This is a genomic window from Streptomyces sp. W1SF4 (genome assembly GCF_003950035.1).
GTDB lineage: Bacteria > Actinomycetota > Actinomycetes > Streptomycetales > Streptomycetaceae > Streptomyces > Streptomyces racemochromogenes.
Genome location: NZ_CP034350.1, coordinates 107,677 through 124,070, shown reverse-complemented (window position 1 = coordinate 124,070; position 16,394 = coordinate 107,677). Strand labels below are relative to the sequence as shown.

15 protein-coding genes are annotated in these 16,394 nt (G+C 75.5%); 8 read left to right on the top strand and 7 right to left on the bottom strand.

Annotated features, from left to right (window positions below; translation table 11 throughout):
- Nucleotides 1-52: 52 nt before the first annotated feature.
- From D1J60_RS00670 to D1J60_RS00650, 5 genes are read left to right on the top strand one after another with little or no spacing between them, the layout of a single operon-like run.
- Nucleotides 53-886 (top strand): thioredoxin family protein, encoded by an 834-nt coding sequence (locus D1J60_RS00670; protein WP_125819684.1) that lies wholly within the window; start codon nt 53-55, stop codon nt 884-886.
- Entirely contained in the window at nt 883-1,506 is a 624-nt protein-coding gene (locus D1J60_RS00665) for a TlpA disulfide reductase family protein (RefSeq protein ID WP_164720800.1), read from the top strand. The genes D1J60_RS00670 and D1J60_RS00665 overlap by 4 nt, the downstream gene beginning before the upstream one ends.
- Nucleotides 1,503-2,072 carry a hypothetical protein gene (locus D1J60_RS00660; protein ID WP_125819682.1) on the top strand — a complete coding sequence of 190 codons (570 nt, stop codon included), beginning with the start codon at nt 1,503-1,505 and terminating at the stop codon, nt 2,070-2,072. Before D1J60_RS00665 ends, D1J60_RS00660 begins: the two co-directional genes overlap by 4 nt.
- Nucleotides 2,073-2,110: 38 nt before the next feature.
- Nucleotides 2,111-2,839, top strand: coding sequence for a response regulator transcription factor (locus tag D1J60_RS00655; RefSeq protein ID WP_125819681.1), 729 nt, complete (start codon nt 2,111-2,113; stop codon nt 2,837-2,839).
- Entirely contained in the window at nt 2,836-4,224 is a 1,389-nt protein-coding gene (locus D1J60_RS00650; protein WP_164720799.1) for a HAMP domain-containing sensor histidine kinase, read from the top strand. Before D1J60_RS00655 ends, D1J60_RS00650 begins: the two co-directional genes overlap by 4 nt.
- Before the next feature lie 76 nt (nt 4,225-4,300).
- On the opposite strand, the gene D1J60_RS00645 is transcribed toward D1J60_RS00650, so the two are convergent.
- Nucleotides 4,301-4,594 (bottom strand): antibiotic biosynthesis monooxygenase, encoded by a 294-nt coding sequence (locus tag D1J60_RS00645; protein ID WP_241253082.1) that lies wholly within the window; start codon nt 4,592-4,594, stop codon nt 4,301-4,303.
- Nucleotides 4,595-4,736: 142 nt separating this feature from the next.
- Between D1J60_RS00645 and D1J60_RS00640 the strand changes: the two genes are divergently transcribed.
- Nucleotides 4,737-5,297: a DUF6817 domain-containing protein gene (locus D1J60_RS00640; protein WP_241253081.1), complete on the top strand. Its 561-nt coding sequence runs from the start codon at nt 4,737-4,739 to the stop codon at nt 5,295-5,297.
- Between the two features lie 11 nt (nt 5,298-5,308).
- Here D1J60_RS00640 and D1J60_RS00635 read toward each other — a convergent pair whose 3' ends face one another.
- Together D1J60_RS00635 and D1J60_RS38575 are read right to left on the bottom strand one after the other, a co-directional pair.
- Nucleotides 5,309-7,234, bottom strand: coding sequence for a hypothetical protein (locus tag D1J60_RS00635; RefSeq protein ID WP_125819679.1), 1,926 nt, complete (start codon nt 7,232-7,234; stop codon nt 5,309-5,311).
- A gap of 46 nt (nt 7,235-7,280) precedes the next feature.
- Nucleotides 7,281-8,555 carry a pyroglutamyl peptidase gene (locus D1J60_RS38575; RefSeq protein ID WP_125819678.1) on the bottom strand — a complete coding sequence of 425 codons (1,275 nt, stop codon included), beginning with the start codon at nt 8,553-8,555 and terminating at the stop codon, nt 7,281-7,283.
- Between the two features lie 291 nt (nt 8,556-8,846).
- Here D1J60_RS38575 and D1J60_RS00625 point away from each other — a divergent pair, with 291 nt between their 5' ends.
- Entirely contained in the window at nt 8,847-9,401 is a 555-nt protein-coding gene (locus D1J60_RS00625; RefSeq protein WP_125819677.1) for an EF-hand domain-containing protein, read from the top strand.
- 91 nt (nt 9,402-9,492) lie between these two features.
- On the opposite strand, the gene D1J60_RS00620 is transcribed toward D1J60_RS00625, so the two are convergent.
- A complete protein-coding gene (locus D1J60_RS00620) occupies nt 9,493-10,563 on the bottom strand; it encodes a hypothetical protein (RefSeq protein WP_125819676.1) in 1,071 nt (356 codons plus the stop codon).
- Nucleotides 10,564-10,701: 138 nt separating this feature from the next.
- Entirely contained in the window at nt 10,702-11,955 is a 1,254-nt protein-coding gene (locus D1J60_RS00615) for an FAD-dependent oxidoreductase (RefSeq protein ID WP_125819675.1), read from the bottom strand.
- Between the two features lie 280 nt (nt 11,956-12,235).
- Here D1J60_RS00615 and D1J60_RS00610 point away from each other — a divergent pair, with 280 nt between their 5' ends.
- Nucleotides 12,236-13,957, top strand: coding sequence for a PP2C family protein-serine/threonine phosphatase (locus D1J60_RS00610; RefSeq protein WP_241253080.1), 1,722 nt, complete (start codon nt 12,236-12,238; stop codon nt 13,955-13,957).
- Nucleotides 13,958-14,035: 78 nt separating this feature from the next.
- Here the strand turns inward: D1J60_RS00610 and D1J60_RS00605 are convergent, their stop codons facing one another.
- On the bottom strand, nt 14,036-14,716 hold the full coding sequence (locus D1J60_RS00605; RefSeq protein WP_125819673.1) for an RlpA-like double-psi beta-barrel domain-containing protein: 681 nt from the start codon (nt 14,714-14,716) through the stop codon (nt 14,036-14,038).
- Between the two features lie 324 nt (nt 14,717-15,040).
- Nucleotides 15,041-16,201 carry an aminotransferase class V-fold PLP-dependent enzyme gene (locus D1J60_RS00600; RefSeq protein WP_125819672.1) on the bottom strand — a complete coding sequence of 387 codons (1,161 nt, stop codon included), beginning with the start codon at nt 16,199-16,201 and terminating at the stop codon, nt 15,041-15,043.
- Nucleotides 16,202-16,394: the final 193 nt, after the last annotated feature.

Here is a 16,394-nt window from a genome sequence, read left to right as displayed (position 1 = left end):
GCCGGACGCGTCCGGCCGTCCCGTCGTCCGAACCTGCCCTGGGGTCTTCGCCATGAGCTCTCGCACGCTCCGATCCGTCCGCTCCGGACGCCGCACGACGTCCTCTCCCTCGCCCCTCGCGCGGCGCCTCCCGCTGGTCGCCGCCGCCGTGGTCGTGGCCGGGCTGGCCACCGCGTGCGGGCCCTCCCCGGCGCCCGCCGGCTCCGCCGTCCAGGCGGGCACCGGGACGCCGGCTCCGGAGCGGCCGGCGGACGGGACGGCGCCGGGAGCGTCCCCCGAGGTGTCCGCCACCCCCTCGGCCCTGCCGTCCGGCCCGGCCTCCGGCTCCGCTTCCGCCTCCGCCCCGGCGTCCGCGTCCGCCGCCGGCTCGTCCCAGGGCACCGCCCGCAGCGGCGGCGCAACGGGCTCGGGAGCCGTGTCCGGTTCCGGTTCCGGTCCGGGTTCCGGCGGCACCAAGCCGGCGCCCGCCACCCCAACGCCCGCGCCCGCCAGGGTCCCCGGCCCCGGCTACGACGGTTCGGCCGACGCGCGGGCACTGCTCGACGCGGCCCTGCGCGCGGCGAAGTCCGACGGCCGGATGGTCCTGCTCGACTTCGGCGCCAACTGGTGCGGCAACTGCAAGGCCGCCGACAAGGTGTTCGCCCAGCCGGCCACCACGGCGCTCCTCGCGGACGACTACCACCTCGTCAAGGTGGACATAGGCGGCGACAACTCCGCCAACTCCGCCCTGCTGCGCGAGTACAGCCCCTCGGGCGGGACCTACACGATGCCCGTGCTCGTGGTCGTCACCCCGTCCGGCACCACGCGGGTCGACACCCATGCCACGGGCAACCCGCCGCTGACGGCCGACGGCATCAACACCTTCCTGCGCAAGTGGGCCCCGTGAGACGGCGCGTACGCACGGCCGTCCCGCTCGGCGTCCCGGTCGGCGTCGGCCTCTCGGTGGCCGCCGCCCTGCTGCTGACCGGGATCGCCACGGACGGCACGGGCGACGGGGCCGCGGCGGCCACCGGCACCCGCACCGTCGCCGCCGTGCCCGCGGCCGCGGCCGCGGTCGCGGCCCCGCGGGCCCGCCCCTCCGCCCCCGCGCTGACCGGCAGTGACCTGGACGGGAGGCCGGTCTCGCTCCCCGCGCTCCGCGGGGAGGTGGTCGTCCTCAGCGTCTGGGGTTCCGGGTGCGGACCCTGCCGCGCGGAGGCCGACGACCTGGCGCTGCTCAGCGGACAGCTCCGGGGCGAGGAGGTCCGCTTCCTCGGGATCAACACCCGGGACCGCGACCGGGATGCGGCACGGTCCTTCGTACGGGCCCACGGCCTCGGCTTCCCCAGCCTCCACGACCCCACCGGCGCGCTCCTGCGGCGTTTCCCGCCGGCGGTGCTCAGTCCGCGGACGGTCCCCTCGACCCTCGTCCTGGACCGCCGGGGCCGGGTCGCCGTGGCCATCGGGGGCGCCGTCAGCGCCGAGCAGCTGCGGCCCCTGGTCGCCCGTCTGGTGGCGGAAGGATGACGGACACCCGCCTCCGGCGCGCCCTGCGCACCGCGGGCGTCCTGCTCCCCCTGGCCGCGCTCGTGGCCTGCGGCGGCGCCGATCCCTCCGCCCCCGCGGCCGACGGCCCCCCGGCCACGGCGCGCTTCTCCGAGAACGGCGTCACCGTCACCCTCTCGGTCTCCGGCTGGCAGCCCGCGAAGGGGACCGGCACCCTCACCGCCGTCTTCACCCCCGAAGCCGCCGGGTTCCACCTCTACAGCACCGCCCTGCCGGCCGCCGGCGTCGAGGGCGTGGGCCGCCCGACCGCCGTGGCCGTCACCGGAACCCTCGCGGCGGACGGCCCGCTGACGGCGGCACAGACCGAGCGGACCGTCCGGCTGCCGGGGGTCGACACCCCCGTCCCGGTCTACCCCGACGGCCCGGTCACCACCACCCTCCCCGTCCGCGCGTCGGGCAGCGGCGGCGCGACCCTGCTGATCGGCTACGCGAGTTGCAGCACGCGGGACGGCTGCACCATCCCGGTGTCCGGCCACCCCGTCCGGATGCGCGTCACCGACGAGGGGCCGGCCTTCGTCACGCCCTGACCGCCTTCCCCACCACACCGAACCTCTAAGGTGTCCGCATGCCGAGCGTCCTGGTCGTGGAAGACGACCCCAGCATCCGCCAGTCACTGATCGAGGTCCTGGCCGAGCAGGGGTACGCCGTGCGCAGCGCCGCCGACGGCTTCGGCGCGCTGCGCGAGGTCACGCAGGCGCCCGTGGACGCGGTGGTCCTCGACCTCGGACTGCCCGACCTGGACGGCGGGGACGCCCTGCGCATGATCCGCGGCATCTCCTCCGTACCGGTGCTGGTGGCCACCGCCCGCGACGACGAGTCCGAGATCATCAGCATCCTGAACGCGGGCGCCGACGACTACCTGGTCAAGCCCTTCTCCGGGGGCCAGCTCCTCGCCCGCCTCGCCGCCGTCCTGCGGCGCACCGCCGGCACGGCCCCCGCCGCCGCCGGCGGTACGGCGGGGCCCGCGCCCGCGCAGACCGGGGATCCGCTGCGGCCCACCGTCGTCGGCGAACTGGCGGTGGACCCGGGCGCGCGCACCGCACACCTGGCGGGACGGGAGCTGCGCCTGACCCGCCGCGAGTTCGACCTGCTGGCCTTCCTCGCGCACCACACCGGACGGGTCGTCTCGAAGCGCCGCCTGCTGACCGAGGTGTGGCGCGAGCCGTACGTGGACGACCAGACCGTCGACGTGCACCTGTCCTCCCTGCGCCGCAAACTCGGCGAACGGGCGGCCGCCCCGCGCTACCTGCTGACGGTGCGCGGGGTCGGCATCAAGCTGGTGGCACCGCGTTGAGACGCTCCCTGGCCGGTGTGGCCCTCGCCGTGACCTCCATGGTCGCCCTGTCCTTCCTCATACCGCTGGCCGCCCTGGTGATGTCGCTGGTCAAGGAGCAGGGCGTGTCGGCCGCCCAGCAGCGCGGCGCCGCCCTGGCGCCGGTGCTCGCCCTCACCACGGACCCGGACGCGCTGCGCGAGGCCGCGGCCGGCCTGGACGCCGCGGACCGGCTGACCGTGCACCTGCCGGGGGCGGGAGCCCCGGCCCGTTCCAAGGCTCCCGGCGCGCTCCTCGAACGGGCGCAGCGCGGGCGGGAGTCGATTTCGCAGGAGGTCCCCGGCGGGTGGGTCTGCCTCCAGCCCGTGGTGCTGCCGGGCGACGAGGTCGCCGTCATCGAGAACTTCGTGCCCGAGGCGGAACTCACCCGGGGGGTGGCGCAGTCATGGGCCGTGATGTGCTTCCTCGCGGTGGGACTGATCGCCGGCTCGGTGCTGGTCGCCGACCGGCTCGGCGCCAAGGTGGTCCGCTCCTCGAAGCGGCTCGCACAGGCCTCGCGGGCGCTCGGACTGGGGGACCTGGACGCCCGGGTGGAACCCATGGGGCCCCGGGAACTGCGTGACGCGGGCGTCGCCTTCAACGCGATGGCCGAGCGCATGAACGAACTCCTCGCCGTCGAACGCGAACTCGTCGCCGACCTCTCGCACCGGTTGCGCACCCCGCTGACCGCACTCCACCTGGCCTCGGAACGGATGGCGGGCACACCGGAGTCGGCCAGGGTGGAGGCGGCCGTCTGCGAGCTGGAGACCGAGCTGCAGGCCATCATCGCCGCGGCGCGCACCCCGCTGGCCGTGGGCCCGATGGGCCAGGGCCTGCTCGGTGCGGAACGGCCCCCGGGTGGCGGGGCCGCCGCGGCGGCAGGCGGGGGCCCGAGCAGCGAGGTGGCGGAGGTCGTCCGCCGCCGGACGGCCTTCTGGGCGGTCCTGGCCGAGCAGCAGGACCGTTCCTGCTATCTGGACGTCACCCAGGAGCCCACGGCCGTCGGCCTCCCCGACGACGACGTCGCCGCCGTGGTGGACGCCCTCATCGGCAACGTCTTCCGCCACACCCCGGAGGGCACCGCGTTCGCCGTCGGCGTCCGGCGCACGGCCCAGGCCGTGGAGCTGGTCGTCGAGGACGGCGGCCCGGGCATCCCGGAACCGGACCGGGCCCTGTCCCGCGGCAGCAGCACGGGCTCCACGGGACTGGGCCTGGACATCGCGCGCCGGGCCGCGACCGCGACCGGCGGCACGGTGGCCGTCACGCGCGGACCGCTCGGCGGGGCGCGCATCGCGGTGACCTTCGCCCTGGCCGCCCCGCCCCCGTCGGGCCACCGCACCCGCCTCGCCCGCCGCCGCAGACGCTGACGGATCCGGCCGATGGCGCCGAGGGGAGGCGCCGAGGGGAGGCGTCGAGCGCGGCGAAGGGCGCTGCGACGCCGGACTACAGGGACGCGACGGTGAAGTGCCGTACCCGGAGCGGGGCCACGAGGTACTCGTCCTCGCCGGGCAGCACCACGGGCCGGTCGCGCCAGTGCTCGCCGGCGAATCCGACCAGGTCCCGCTCGCTGTGCCAGCGGCTGACGTACAGCAGCGCGTCGGGCGGCGCGAGCAGCACCTCGTGGTCCACCAGCCCCGGGTAGCGGCCCGGAAACCCGCGCACCGCGGAGACGATCATGTCGTGGAACGCCTCGAACCGGTCAGGACGTACGCGTGCCTCGCTCACCCGTATGATCACGGACCTCAGGGTGTCACGCACCCCTGCCGCGGCGCCACCGTCCGGGGAGCCCCACCCCGGGCAGTCCGGCGCCCGCCCGGCCCGGTGTCCGCATGCCGGTCCCGGTGTACGCCGCCGCGGCGACCTCGTCATGATGGGCCCCATGACGCGAAGCGACGCCCAGCACACCGACTCGCCTGCGATGGCCCTGCTCAAGGAGGTGGGGGCGGAGACGACCAAGCACTCCGGCGGCACCCTCCTGACCCACCTGCTGCGCGTCGAGGGGCTGCTCGCCTCGTGGGGCGCCCGGCCCGTACTGCGGACCGCGGCACTGTGCCACGCCTTCTACGGCACCGACGGGCTGCCGCTGGTGCTCCTGGAGTTGTCCGAGCGCGACCGCCTCGCCGGGGCGATCGGTACGGAGGCGGAGGAGCTCGTGTACTTCTACGCCAGCTGCGACCGCAAGGCCTCCTACCCCACCCTCGCCGCGCCTGACGGTGCGGCGGTGACCTTCCGGGACCGGTTCACCGGCGCGGAGTTCACGCCGTCCCCGCAGCGGCGTCGCGACTTCGCCGAGCTCACCGTGGCCAACGAACTGGACCTGGCCAAGGTGAACGATTCCTTCCGCGAGCGCAACGGGGCTGCCCTGCTGGAGCTGTTCACACGCTGGGCGCCCCTCCTGTCGGAGCCGGCCCGCCGCGAGGTGACCGCGGTCCTCGGCTGACGCTTGGCCGTTCAGTCCCGGCCGCCGTCCCGGGCGTCCAACGCCGTGATGACCGCGCCGCTGCGCAGGGTCGCCGTCAGCGTGGCCGGGGGAGCGGGGGCGGGTGGTGCCGGGACGGCGAGGCTGCGTCCGGGCGTGCGGGTGCGCAGTGATCCCGTGGCGGTGATCCCGGTGACCTCCCGGCTGCCCGCGGCGAGTTGGTAGTCCTGCCCGGAGCGGGCCCGCCAGACCGTCGTGGCGAGGAGGTGCTGCCCGAACCGTCCGCAGGCGGCCGTGGAGCGGGCCTCGGTCACGGCGAGGGAGGCCCCCGTGGGCGGACGGAGCCGGATCCGTACGTCCCCCTGCCCGGTCCAGTGGGTGGCGCGGGTGCAGGACCAGACGGCCCGCCCGGCGCCCTCGGGAAGCTCCGTGAGCGCGAAGTCCCAGAGGTTGACCGCCCTGACCGCGCGCCCGTCCACCGCCTCCAGGGTGCAGGCCTCCTGGGCCCAGCGGGCGAGGGCGGCGGGGCCGGTGGCCTCGCGGGGCTGGCGGGCCGGCGGGGCGTCGGCGCCCTCCGCGGGCGGGGTGTAGGTGAGGTGGACGGTCAGGAGCCCGCCGCGGTCGGCGAGGAGGAAGGCGTGCTTCTCCACGATGCGCGGTGAGGACGCGACCTCCAGCACCGGCTGGGGACCGCAGCCCGCCCCCTTCGGAGCGTCCCCGCCCGGGAAGGCGGTGGTGACGGTTCCGTCGGGGCCGATCGGCAGGGGCCGGACGGGCTGGGCGGGGGCGGTGAGGTCCCGGGTTCCGGCGGTGGCGATCCACGGGGCGAGCAGCCGGCGGGCCGTGTTCCCGTCCCGGGTCAGGGTGAAGGCGGCAGCCGTCGTGACGTTGGCGTCGTCGGTGCGGGCGACGTCCAGGCTCCGGCGGCCGCCGCGCTCGGTGTAGCGGACGACCCGGTCGGCGTCGAGGAACACCACCACGGCCGTCCCCGGTCGGGGATCGCCGGCGAACAGCAGCTGCGGCGGATGTCCCGGCGGCTCCGCCGAGGCCGTAGGCGCGACGGTGACGGCCGTACCGGCAGGCGGTGCGGCCCAGGTGCCCAGGGCCCTCGCCAGCAGGGCCCGGTCCCCGGTGCGCGGCCCGCGGGCCGGCCACGCCGTGAAGTCCACCCGGCCGGTGTCCGACCAGGCCCGCGCGGGCACCCGGACCAGGCGCGCGGGGTCGAGGGCGGCGCGGGCGGCGGGCGCCCCCGCGTAGCCGACGGGGAGCCCGGGGCCGGGCCCGGTGACGGTGGCCCGGGTCAGCGCGGCGGCCAGCAGCAGGACGGCGGCGACGGCCCAGGCGGCCCGGACGCGCGTGCGGCGCAGCAGCAGGTCGGTGGGCCGGGTGTGGACGTCCGCCGGGTGCGAGACCGTTTCTCCGCGGGGCCCCGGCCCGTCTGCGGCGCCCGTCCGCTCGTGACGGCCCTCCCCGGCCCCGGCCCCCCCGGCCGCGAGGGCGGCCCGTACCTCGCCCGCCGGATCACCGGCTCCGGCCCGCGCGAGCACCTCGGCCGCCGCGTCCTCCTCCAGCCCGTCGAACCGGCACAGCACGTGCGCGGCGCGGGCGTACGGGGACAGCCCCGCCAGTGCGCGGGCCGCCTCGTCGAGCTCCTCGGCGCTGGGCCACATCCGCAGCCCCCACACCCACGGCAGGAGCGGCCCGCGCGGCCCCCGACCGGCCGAGTACCGCACCACCTCGGCCCGTACGGCGGCCAGCACGTCCCCGCCCCGCCGCGCCCGGCGCCCCGCGGCCCGCAGGGAGCGCTGGACGCCGCGGTGGGCGCGCAGCAGCCGCGCGTGCCGGTCGAGCTCCGGCGGCAGCACCAGGTAGGCCAGACGCAGCAGTTGGGGGTAGCGCTCGTTGATGACCGCCTCGGCCTGGCTCAGCCCGGACGCGGAGCGTTGACGTCGTCCCACGCTGCGGACAACGAAGGAATCATCATTTGGTCACATGCCCGCGCGCCTAGCGGCGTACGGCGGCGTGTTCGAGGACGCTGCGGACCTCGGCGGTGATCGCGCTCTCGTTGCGTTCGAACTCGGGGCCCGTCAGCAGCTGGGAGTCGGCGGGCAGGCCGGTGAGCACGGGGGTGTGGAGGTGGCCGCCGGGCAGTTGCGGGGCGAGCTCGGCGCGCAGCCGGTTGGAGCGGTAGGCGACCTCGTTGGAGAGGTAGCCGCCACCGCCGCCGGCGACGGCGCGCGAGCCGGGCGTCGGGCCGTCGGTCCGGTCGACGGGAGCGGTCCCGCCCGCGGGTATCTCGGTCACGTCGGAGTTGAGGAGCACCGGGTACGGGGCCTGCACGGCGGTCGTCACGGCGTCGGCGGGCAGCGTGGTGCGGATGAACTCCGGTCCCGGGCCCAGGCCGGGGGCCGTCACCGGGTGCTCGCGGGTGCCGCCGGACAGGGCGCGCACGTTGTCGGGGTACGGGTCGGCGGACCGTGCCCGCCCCGCCCAGTCCTCCAGGGTGAAGATGCCGGGGTAGCCCTGGCTGACGGTGGTGATGACGTCGGCCGCGCCGGGTCCGGCGGCCAGGCGGGGGGCGAACGCCCGCTCCACGATGCCGGCGTCGAAGTCGGCGTACCGCACGGGCAGGACGACGGCGCGGATCTCGGCCCGGCTGCCGTCGGCGAGGGTCACGTGCCGTCCGTTGAGCTGGAGGGCGGCCGACCCGGAGGGGTTGGCGCGGCGGATCTCCGCGTCGAGCCCGAAGGGGTCGAAGCCGCTGATGAAGACGCGCCGCACGCCGGGCGTGGCCCGGAAGGAGTTGTCGGTGAGGCCGCGCGAGGCGTCCTCGAAGCGGGCGCGGAGCGCGGCCCGGTCCACGGCGAAGGCGGGCTGCCAGCGGGCGAGCGCGGAGGTCATGGAGAGCCGCGCCCAGTACAGGGGGCGGTCGTCGCCGGGGGCGAGGTCGCCGCCGGGCCGCTGCCCCTGGGCGCGCCGTACGGACGCCTGCCACAGGGCCTCGCCCCAGGAGTCGAGGAGCCGTTCGGCCTCGGCGGGGGTGTGGGCGGTGCACAGGGCGGCGGGGAGGCGTCGTACGAAGTCGCCGAACCCGGCCCGCTCGACCAGGGCGGTGGTGCGGGGGTCCGTGAGGCGTGCCTGTTCGGCGTCGAGCGGTACGGACGCCGGGGCGCGGCAGGCGGGGGCGGAGCCGTCCGCGTGCGCGGGCGAGGCGGGGGTGACGGGGAGGACGGTGACGAGGAGGGCGGCGGCCGACGCCGCACGACGTAAGAACATCATGCGATGTGACATTACATAGAGGCCGTCACCCCCACCAGGCACACCTGAGACAGCCGCCCGGCCGGTCCGCCCCCGGCGGACGGACCCGTGGACCCTCGAGCCCTCGAAGGCGGGCCCGGGCTTCGAACGGTCGGACCTGCCCCGCTGCCCGTCGGGGCACGACGTGTACGTGGACAACGCCCGCGTGGCACCGGGCGACACCTGGACCGACGCCGTCCCGGTGTCACCCGATGGCGGGTCACCCAGCCGTCCGGCACCCGGGCCCGCGGGCCCTGCGCTACGTTCACCGCCATGGACATCCTGCGCGAGAAGATCAGCCGCGGCTTCGACCTGCTGGACGCCGACGGCGACGGGGCCCTGACCGAAGCGGACCACGTCATCATGGGAGACCGGGCCGCCGACCAGCTCGGGTACGCCCGCGGCTCCGCGGAGCACACCCGCATGGTCCACGCCTACGTCGGCGTCTGGCGCGACCTGCACGCCCCGCACGTCGGCCCCGACGGCCGCCTGGGCAAGCGGGAGTTCGTCACCGCCACCCTCACCCTGGCCGGCGACCCCGAGGCCGCCGCGACCACCGTGGGCGCGCTCGCCCGGGCGTTCTTCGCCATCGCCGACGCCGATGCCGACGGCCGGGTCAGCAGGACGGAGTTCGACGCCTTCCAGCGCAGCCACTTCCCGGCGATCAGGCAGGCAGACCTGGACGCGGCGTTCGCCCACCTGGACCGCGACGGCGACGGCTCCCTCGACCCGGCCGAGTTCGAGTCCGCGGTGGTCGAGTACTGGTCCAGCAGCGATCCCGCCGCCCCGGGCAACTGGTGGATGGGACGGCCCGACGCCCCGGCGTGACGCCCCCCCCGCCAGCGCGCCCGTCCTGCTGCCCGGACTTCGCCGCTCCGCGGCTCTCCGGGTCCCCCAAGTGACAGCGGTGCGCGGAGCGTCAGGGACGGCCCGAGTGGAGGGCCGCCAGGCCCCGGGCGTGGTCGAACGCCGCCGCGGCATCCCGCGCGTCGGTCCAGGGAGCGGCCCCGCACCAGCCGCCGATGAGCCGGAACTGCGCCAGGGCCTCCGCGTACCGCCCCGTCTTCACGAGTACGGCGGCGTACAGGTGCCGTATCGCGGGAAGCCGGCGGTCATCCTCACGAGCCTGCGCCAGGTCGGCCCCGACGCGGGCGAGCGCGGCCTTCGTGACCCAGGTGCGGTAGGCCGCGTCGCCGTCCTGGAGGGTGGCCTCGTACACGGCGTGCAGGTAGACGGCGGAGAGCAGGCTCCCGGCCGGAGCGGACGCCGCCGCCTGCTGGGCGAAGTCGAACATCAGCCGGTGGGAGCCGTGCCACTTCGCGCACCAGTACTGGAGCGCGTGCCAGTGCGCGTCGTAGTGCAGCGGCGCACGGCGCGTGACCTCGTTCCACAGGCCGCGGAACTCGTCGTGGGACAGCCCGAGTCCGCGCGCGGCGGCGACCATCGTGACCCACGGGGACGGATCCCGCGGCGCCAGCCTGGCCGCCTCCTGGGCCGCGTACATGGCGGTCGGCAGCAGCTCCCCGAACAGCGCCATCTGCTCGGGGGAGGTCTGGTCGACGGTCTTCTCGCCGCGCGCCGCCCAGGCGCGGAGCAGCAGGGCGTGGGCGTGGACGACGACCGGGTCCGCGTCCTGCGGCCGCTTGGCGCGCCAGACCCGCAGCCAGTGCTCGTCCTCGACGGCCAGGTCCGCGAACACCTCGACGACCCGCCAGCGCTCCGCCCAGTCCTGGCGTTCCGCGGTGTCCGCGAGCAGTCCGGCCGCGGGCTCCCACGCGCCGTGCAGGGCGGCCTCGACCGCCGCGCGCAGCGCGGGCTCGTCAGCGGGCGGGCCGGAGCGCCGGCAGTCCAGCCGCTCGCGGGGGACGAGACCGTAGGCGGCGGCGTCGAAGTTCCGGGCTTTCCTGTTGCGAACGGCGAGACGGGTGGTGTTGAAGATCGCCCAGACGAGGACGGCCAGACCGACGGCGGTGATGAGGTTCGTGAGCACGAAGCGTCATCATCCCTGCTCAGGGTCACGACATGCGAACGCTGCGGCAAAGCACCGGACTCGTTTCGGTCTCGGTTCACCCAGCCCCGGGCCCGCGCCGCCGACCCCCGGAACGCGCAGGTGGGTTGCTCCAGCGGTTCACCGGACGCCCCCCGTCCCCAGGTCGGCGATGACCTCGCGGGCCGCCCGGGAGCCCGAAGCGAGCGCTCCCTGGAGCGATCCCGTCGCGCGGTGGTCACCGCAGACGTACCTGCCGGGGGCGAACCGGCTCGTGCGGCTGAGCAACAGCGGCGGCGCCATGGCGGGCAGGGCACCTCGTACGGTCACGCGGTGCACCGGCTCCCAGGTCCCGGTGTCCGTGCCGTACGCCTCCGCGAGGGCCTTGAGTACGGCGGCCTCTTCCACCGGGCCCGGCGTGCCGAGCACGGAGGTCGACACCAGGCTCCTGCGGTCACTGGAGTAGCCGGGCTGGACCTCCGTCAGGACGCACGAGTTCAGGAACCTGCGGCGGGAGTCGACCATCAGGGTCGGTTCCGGCAGCGGGGACCGCTCGACCGCGTGGTAGAGCGTCGTGACGATCCGTTCCCGAGGCGGGGCCAGGCCGGGCAGCAGGCGCGCCGCCGCACCCGCTCCGGTGGCCACGACGACGGCTCGCGCACGCAGTTCCCCGCTCCCGAGGACCACTCCCCGCGGCCCCAGCTCCGTGACCGGCGACGAGGTGAGCAGCACCCCCGGGGGCAGGCCCGCGGCGAGCTGCGCCGGCACCGCGCCGATGCCGTCGCGGGGCAGGCACAGCGTGCCGCGCAGCATGCTGCGCCAGACCAGGTGGAAGAAGCGGGCGGAAGTCTCCAGGGAGTCCTCCAGGAAGACCCCCGACAGGAAGGGCCGGAAGAACGTCTCGACGAAGTCCTCGGAGAAGCCCGCCTCGGCCAGGGCGGTACGGGTGGTGACGTCGGGCCGGGCCCGCAGCCGGGAAGCGGGGGAGAGCATGGCGCGGGCCGAGAGCGCACCGAAGGCCAGCAGGTCGCGCGGCTTCACCCGTCGGCCGGTGAGGAGGCCGATCCCGTCGCGCGGCCGCCGCGTGGGATCGGTCAACCGCAGCCGGCCGGCGTCGGTGTGCACCAGCACCCCGGGGGTGAACGGGCGCAGGAAGAGGGCGGGCAGGTCCAGGCGGCGCCTGACCTGCGGGTAGCCGGTGTTGAACACCTGGAAGCCGCGGTCGGTGATGAAGCCGTTGACCCGGTCGGTGCGGACGCGGCCGCCCACCGATTCCTCGGCCTCCAGCAGGCGGACGTCCAGCCCGGCCGCGCCGAGATCCGCGGCGCAGGCCAGTCCCGCCGCTCCCGCACCGACGACCACCACGTCGTGACGGAAGCCCGGTCCCTCGGCCATGGATGCCCCCAACTCCCTGCCCGCGGAACGGGCACAGCGATTGCGGCCAGGCTACGCACGGGAGGCCGGGCCCCGGCGTCGGCGCGCCGGTGCTCCGACACAGGACGCGCCGCCTCCCGCCAGGCCGCGCCGGAACCCTCGCGAGCCTGCCGTACACGGCGACCACCACCGGAGAGCGCACACAAGGCGACAGGTCCACTCCGCACGGTCATGAGTGAACCGGCGTGCCGGGGGCAGGCGCCGATCACGCGTGCCGCCCCCACGGCGGAGGGAGATGACCATGAGCCCGGCCGTTCCCCGGGACCCCGAGACCCTCAAGCAACTCATCACCCGCGAAGTGACCCTCCTGCGTGCCGCCGCCGGCCGCTCGGCGGGCGCACGGCCGCGTCCCGCCACCCCGGCCGAGATCGCGGAGTCCGCGTCCCTCCTCGCCTGCTCCTGCGGTGCCGTCGCCCAGCACAGCCACTCCTGCGCGGAGGGTAACGGGGACCACGACCCGTGGGCCTGCGTCTGCGCGACCCTCCCGGCCATCCCCGTCTCGGCGGCACTGCTGGCACCGGTCACCGACGACGACGGGATGACCGAGGACTTCGTCATCCGGGCCGGCAACCACATCCGCTCCGTCGAATGGCTCGACGCCCCCGACCGGCAGGTCGGCAAACGGCTCCGCGAGGTGCGGCCGGGTGTGGACGGCAGCGGGCTGCTGGACTCCCTCAAGGAGGTCCTGCACACCGGCCGTGCGCTGCGGAACTTCCCGGTGGACTACACCGAGCGCCGTCCGGACGGCCTGCACCGCACCAAACTCCTCTACGACGCCGCGTCCTGCTCCGGCCAGGTGATCGCGACCTGGCGCCCCGCCCACAACCCGGCCGAACTGATGTCGCTGGAGGCCCAGTACATCGCTTCCATGGGCTGGGCCCACTTCGACCTCCTCTCCGGCGAAACCACCTGGTCCGAGGGCTTGAGCACGATCTTCAGGACCGCTCCCGGCCGCCCCATGGGCCTGCTGGACCTGTGCGACGCGGTGTTCCTGGAGGACGTACCGCGCTGGGGCCGGCTGCTGCGCGCCCTGCTGGACGGGGAGGAGCCTCCGGGCTCCGACATCCGGTTCAGCGTGTACGGCGACGTCCGTACGCTCCACGTCATCGGCCGGCCCGTCATCTCCACGGACGGCCTGGCATGGGCCCTGCACCTCATCGCACGCGACCTCACGCCCGTCATCCGCGGCAGGCAACGGCTCGCGGCCACCCGTCGGCAGAGCGAGCGGCTCCGCGAGGAGGCCGCCGCCGAACACCGTGTCGCCGCCGCGCTGCGCGAGGCGCTGCTCCCGACGCACTCCTCGGAGATCGCCCGGCTCGGATTCGCCGTGGCGGCCGCGTACCTGCCGGTCGAGGAGGACGCCGCGGTCGGCGGTGACTGGTACAAGTGCCGCGCGCTGCCCGACGGACGCATCCTCCTGGCCATCGGGGACGCCTGCGGTCACGGGCTCGGAGCCGTCGCGCGCATGGCGCAGCAGCGGCACGCCCTGGCCGGCCTGGCCCACACGCCGGGCAGCGACGCCGGCCAGCTGACCACCTGGCTCAACGAACTCGTGTGCGCCGACGCCTCGGCCGAGACGGCCACCACCGTCATCGGACACCTCGCCGCCGACCGCCGACTGGTGTGGGCCTGCGCCGGACACCCGGCGCCGCTCCTCCTGCACGACGGCGCGGCCACCGCACTGGACACCGGGCACCGGGGGCCGCTCCTGGGGCTGCTGCCGGGCGAGGCGTACGCGACGGCCGACGTACCGCTGGAGCCGGGCGACCTCCTGCTGCTGTACACGGACGGCCTGGTCGAGCGGCGCGGCGAGGACATCGAGACCGGCATCGACTCCCTGCGCGAACACGTCGCGGACTGCGCCGGCGGCGACGCCCGCCAGACCCTCGACGCGGTGGTCGCCCGGTACGCCGGCGACCGGCTGGAGGACGACACCTGCCTGGTGGTCGTCGAAGCCCTCTGACACCGCGCCCGCCCGGAACGGCGGCGGGCGGGGGCGGATCCGTCGCCGGGTCTGCCCGGACCGCCCCCGCCCCGTGCGCTACTTGACGAAGCGCCAGGTGACGTCGATCCTGCCCTTGTCGAGCGGGGCGAGGGCCTTGAACGCCCCGGGCGTGAGGTCGAGGCCGTGCCTGCCCGCGCCCGGCGCCTCGTCCAGGACCGTCGCCGTGATGGACTTCCCCTTGTACGTGATGACGACCTTCCGCCCGCACTGGCTCGACGGGTACCCGCCGCCGAACGTGCCGGAATCGAGCGCGACGGCGAGGTCACTCTCGTTGATCACCTTGCCGCACGCTCCCAGACCCGGCGAGTAGAAGGTCGCCCTGCCCTTGTACGTCACACTCGGCTCGCCCGGCTGCGCGGACGCCGTCGGGGTCTTGCCCGGCTTCGGGGGAATGGTGGTCCCGCCCGGCTGCGGGGTGCCCGACGGAGAGGTCGTCCTGCCGGGCTTCGGGGGCGGTGCCGTCGTCCCGCCCGCTTGCGGAGCGAGGACGGTGGCGGCCGGCTCGGCCGCCACGGTGGCGCCCGGCTTGGCGGCGACGGTGGCGCCCGGCTCGGCCGCCATGGTGGCGCCCGGCTTGGCGGCGACCGTGGCGCCCTGGGCGGAGACGGTGGCCTCGGCGGTCTCCGAAGCGGAGGCGGTGGCGACGGTGATGGCGGCGCCGGAGCCGACGGCGAGCACGGCAACCGCGACGGCAGCCGTGGCGATTCTTGCTTTCATCGCTCTCTCTATCTCTGGATATCGCGTTCAGGGGCGAGCCCGCGGCAAAGCCGCGACGGTGCGCCAACGCGGACGGCCGCATACGGACAACGCCCTCGCCGACCACCGGAATCGGCCGGCGGTCACAGCCGGCCCAGGATCACGAATGCCGCTAACACGCCGCTAACGTCCGGCGGTCGCCCCGACAGCCGGCCGGCCGAGACCCGGGCTTGACGCACCTTGAGACGGTCTCCACGACACCCGAGCGCTACCGCCGGGCGGTGGTCCCGTGTCCGGCCCGGAGCTGGAGGCGCGACTGGGAGCCTCCCGGATGGCGGCCACTGCCTAAGGTCCGTCGAGGAAGGCGTCCAGGGCGGCCAGCAGCTGCGCGATGTCCTCTTCGGTGGTGTGCAGGTGAGGGCTGATACGGATCGCCGTGCCGCGCGGGCCGGTGAACACGTCCGCCTGCTCCAGGGCGTTCACCAGCCGCTTCTGAAGGCCGCCGGGGACGGTGACGCCGAGCATGTGCGGCCCGCGCGGATCACTGACGGGCAGCCCCCGCGTGCGGGCAGCGGCGGCGATGCGGTCGGTGATCGTCCCGAGGGTGGCCGCGACCCGCGGGACCGTCCACCGCGTCAGCTGTTCGAGGGCGGCCACGGCCATGGGAGTGAGCTCGAACGCCGTGCGCTGCCCCACGTCGAAGCGGCGCGCCCCGGGAGCGTACGTGCCGCGGTAGTCGATGAGCCGGGCGAAGTCCTCGGAGTCCTCGCGCAGGATCCAGTTCTCCTCCAGCGGCCGCCCCTCCTGCCACCGCGGAGCCACGTACAGGTAGCCGAGGCCGAAGGGGCCGAGCAGCCACTTGTAGCCGACCGTCACCAGGAAGTCGGGCCGCAGGGCACCCACGTCGAGCGGCATCGCCCCCGCGGACTGGCTCGCGTCGACCACCAGGGCCGCACCCGCCGCCCGTGCGGCCGCGGCGACCGCGTCCAGGTCCAGCAGCGCACCGTCGGTCCAGTGCACCTGGGGCACCGACACCACGGCCACCCGCTCGTCCACCGCGGCCAGGACGGCCTCCGTCCAGCTCTGGCCCCGCTCACGCCGGACGGTGAGCATACGAGCCCCCGTGGCCTCGGCGAACCGCCACCACGTGTAGATCCCGGACGGGTACTCGTCGGCGAGGACCAGGACGCGGCTCCCGGGGGCAGCGGTCAGGTTCGCCGCCGCGACCGCCATGCCGTAGCTGGTGGCGGGCACCAGCGCGACATCGTCCGCCGTGGCCCCGATCAGCCCCGCGAACAACTCCCTGCGCCGTTCCGCCCCGGTGAACCAGTCGGCGGCCTGGATCCGCCAGGGCTGCGCCCGCCACCCCAAGGCGGCACTGCCGGCCGCCAGGCCGGAGCGCAGGGTCGGCGCCAGACTGGCCGTGTTGAAGTAGGCGATGCCCTCCGGGACGTCGAACAGAGCACGGGCCGGGGACAGCGGCGCGGGGCCGGCGGACGCGTTCATGGAGGCCTTTCGGACCGGCAGGACGTCGACGCGCCCAAGCCTGCCCCACTGACCGGAAACGGCGTGGTCTCGGCTCGTCCGCCACGGACGCAATCCCACAGAAGCCGTACTCCGCCATATGGAACGCACGCTCGAAGTATCATCCCCGCAAGGTCCTTCGGCCGGTACTTCCCGATTTCCGCAGTGGCGTAGT

Coding starts and splice junctions, on each gene's coding strand:
- D1J60_RS00670 (WP_125819684.1), top strand. CDS start 53: ATGAGCTCTCGCACGCTCCGATCCGTCCGCTCCGGACGCCGCACGACG.
- D1J60_RS00660 (WP_125819682.1), top strand. CDS start 1,503: ATGACGGACACCCGCCTCCGGCGCGCCCTGCGCACCGCGGGCGTCCTG.
- D1J60_RS00655 (WP_125819681.1), top strand. CDS start 2,111: ATGCCGAGCGTCCTGGTCGTGGAAGACGACCCCAGCATCCGCCAGTCA.
- D1J60_RS00640 (WP_241253081.1), top strand. CDS start 4,737: ATGACGCGAAGCGACGCCCAGCACACCGACTCGCCTGCGATGGCCCTG.
- D1J60_RS38575 (WP_125819678.1), bottom strand. CDS start 8,555: ATGATGTTCTTACGTCGTGCGGCGTCGGCCGCCGCCCTCCTCGTCACC.
- D1J60_RS00625 (WP_125819677.1), top strand. CDS start 8,847: ATGGACATCCTGCGCGAGAAGATCAGCCGCGGCTTCGACCTGCTGGAC.
- D1J60_RS00615 (WP_125819675.1), bottom strand. CDS start 11,955: ATGGCCGAGGGACCGGGCTTCCGTCACGACGTGGTGGTCGTCGGTGCG.
- D1J60_RS00610 (WP_241253080.1), top strand. CDS start 12,236: ATGAGCCCGGCCGTTCCCCGGGACCCCGAGACCCTCAAGCAACTCATC.
- D1J60_RS00605 (WP_125819673.1), bottom strand. CDS start 14,716: ATGAAAGCAAGAATCGCCACGGCTGCCGTCGCGGTTGCCGTGCTCGCC.
- D1J60_RS00600 (WP_125819672.1), bottom strand. CDS start 16,201: ATGAACGCGTCCGCCGGCCCCGCGCCGCTGTCCCCGGCCCGTGCTCTG.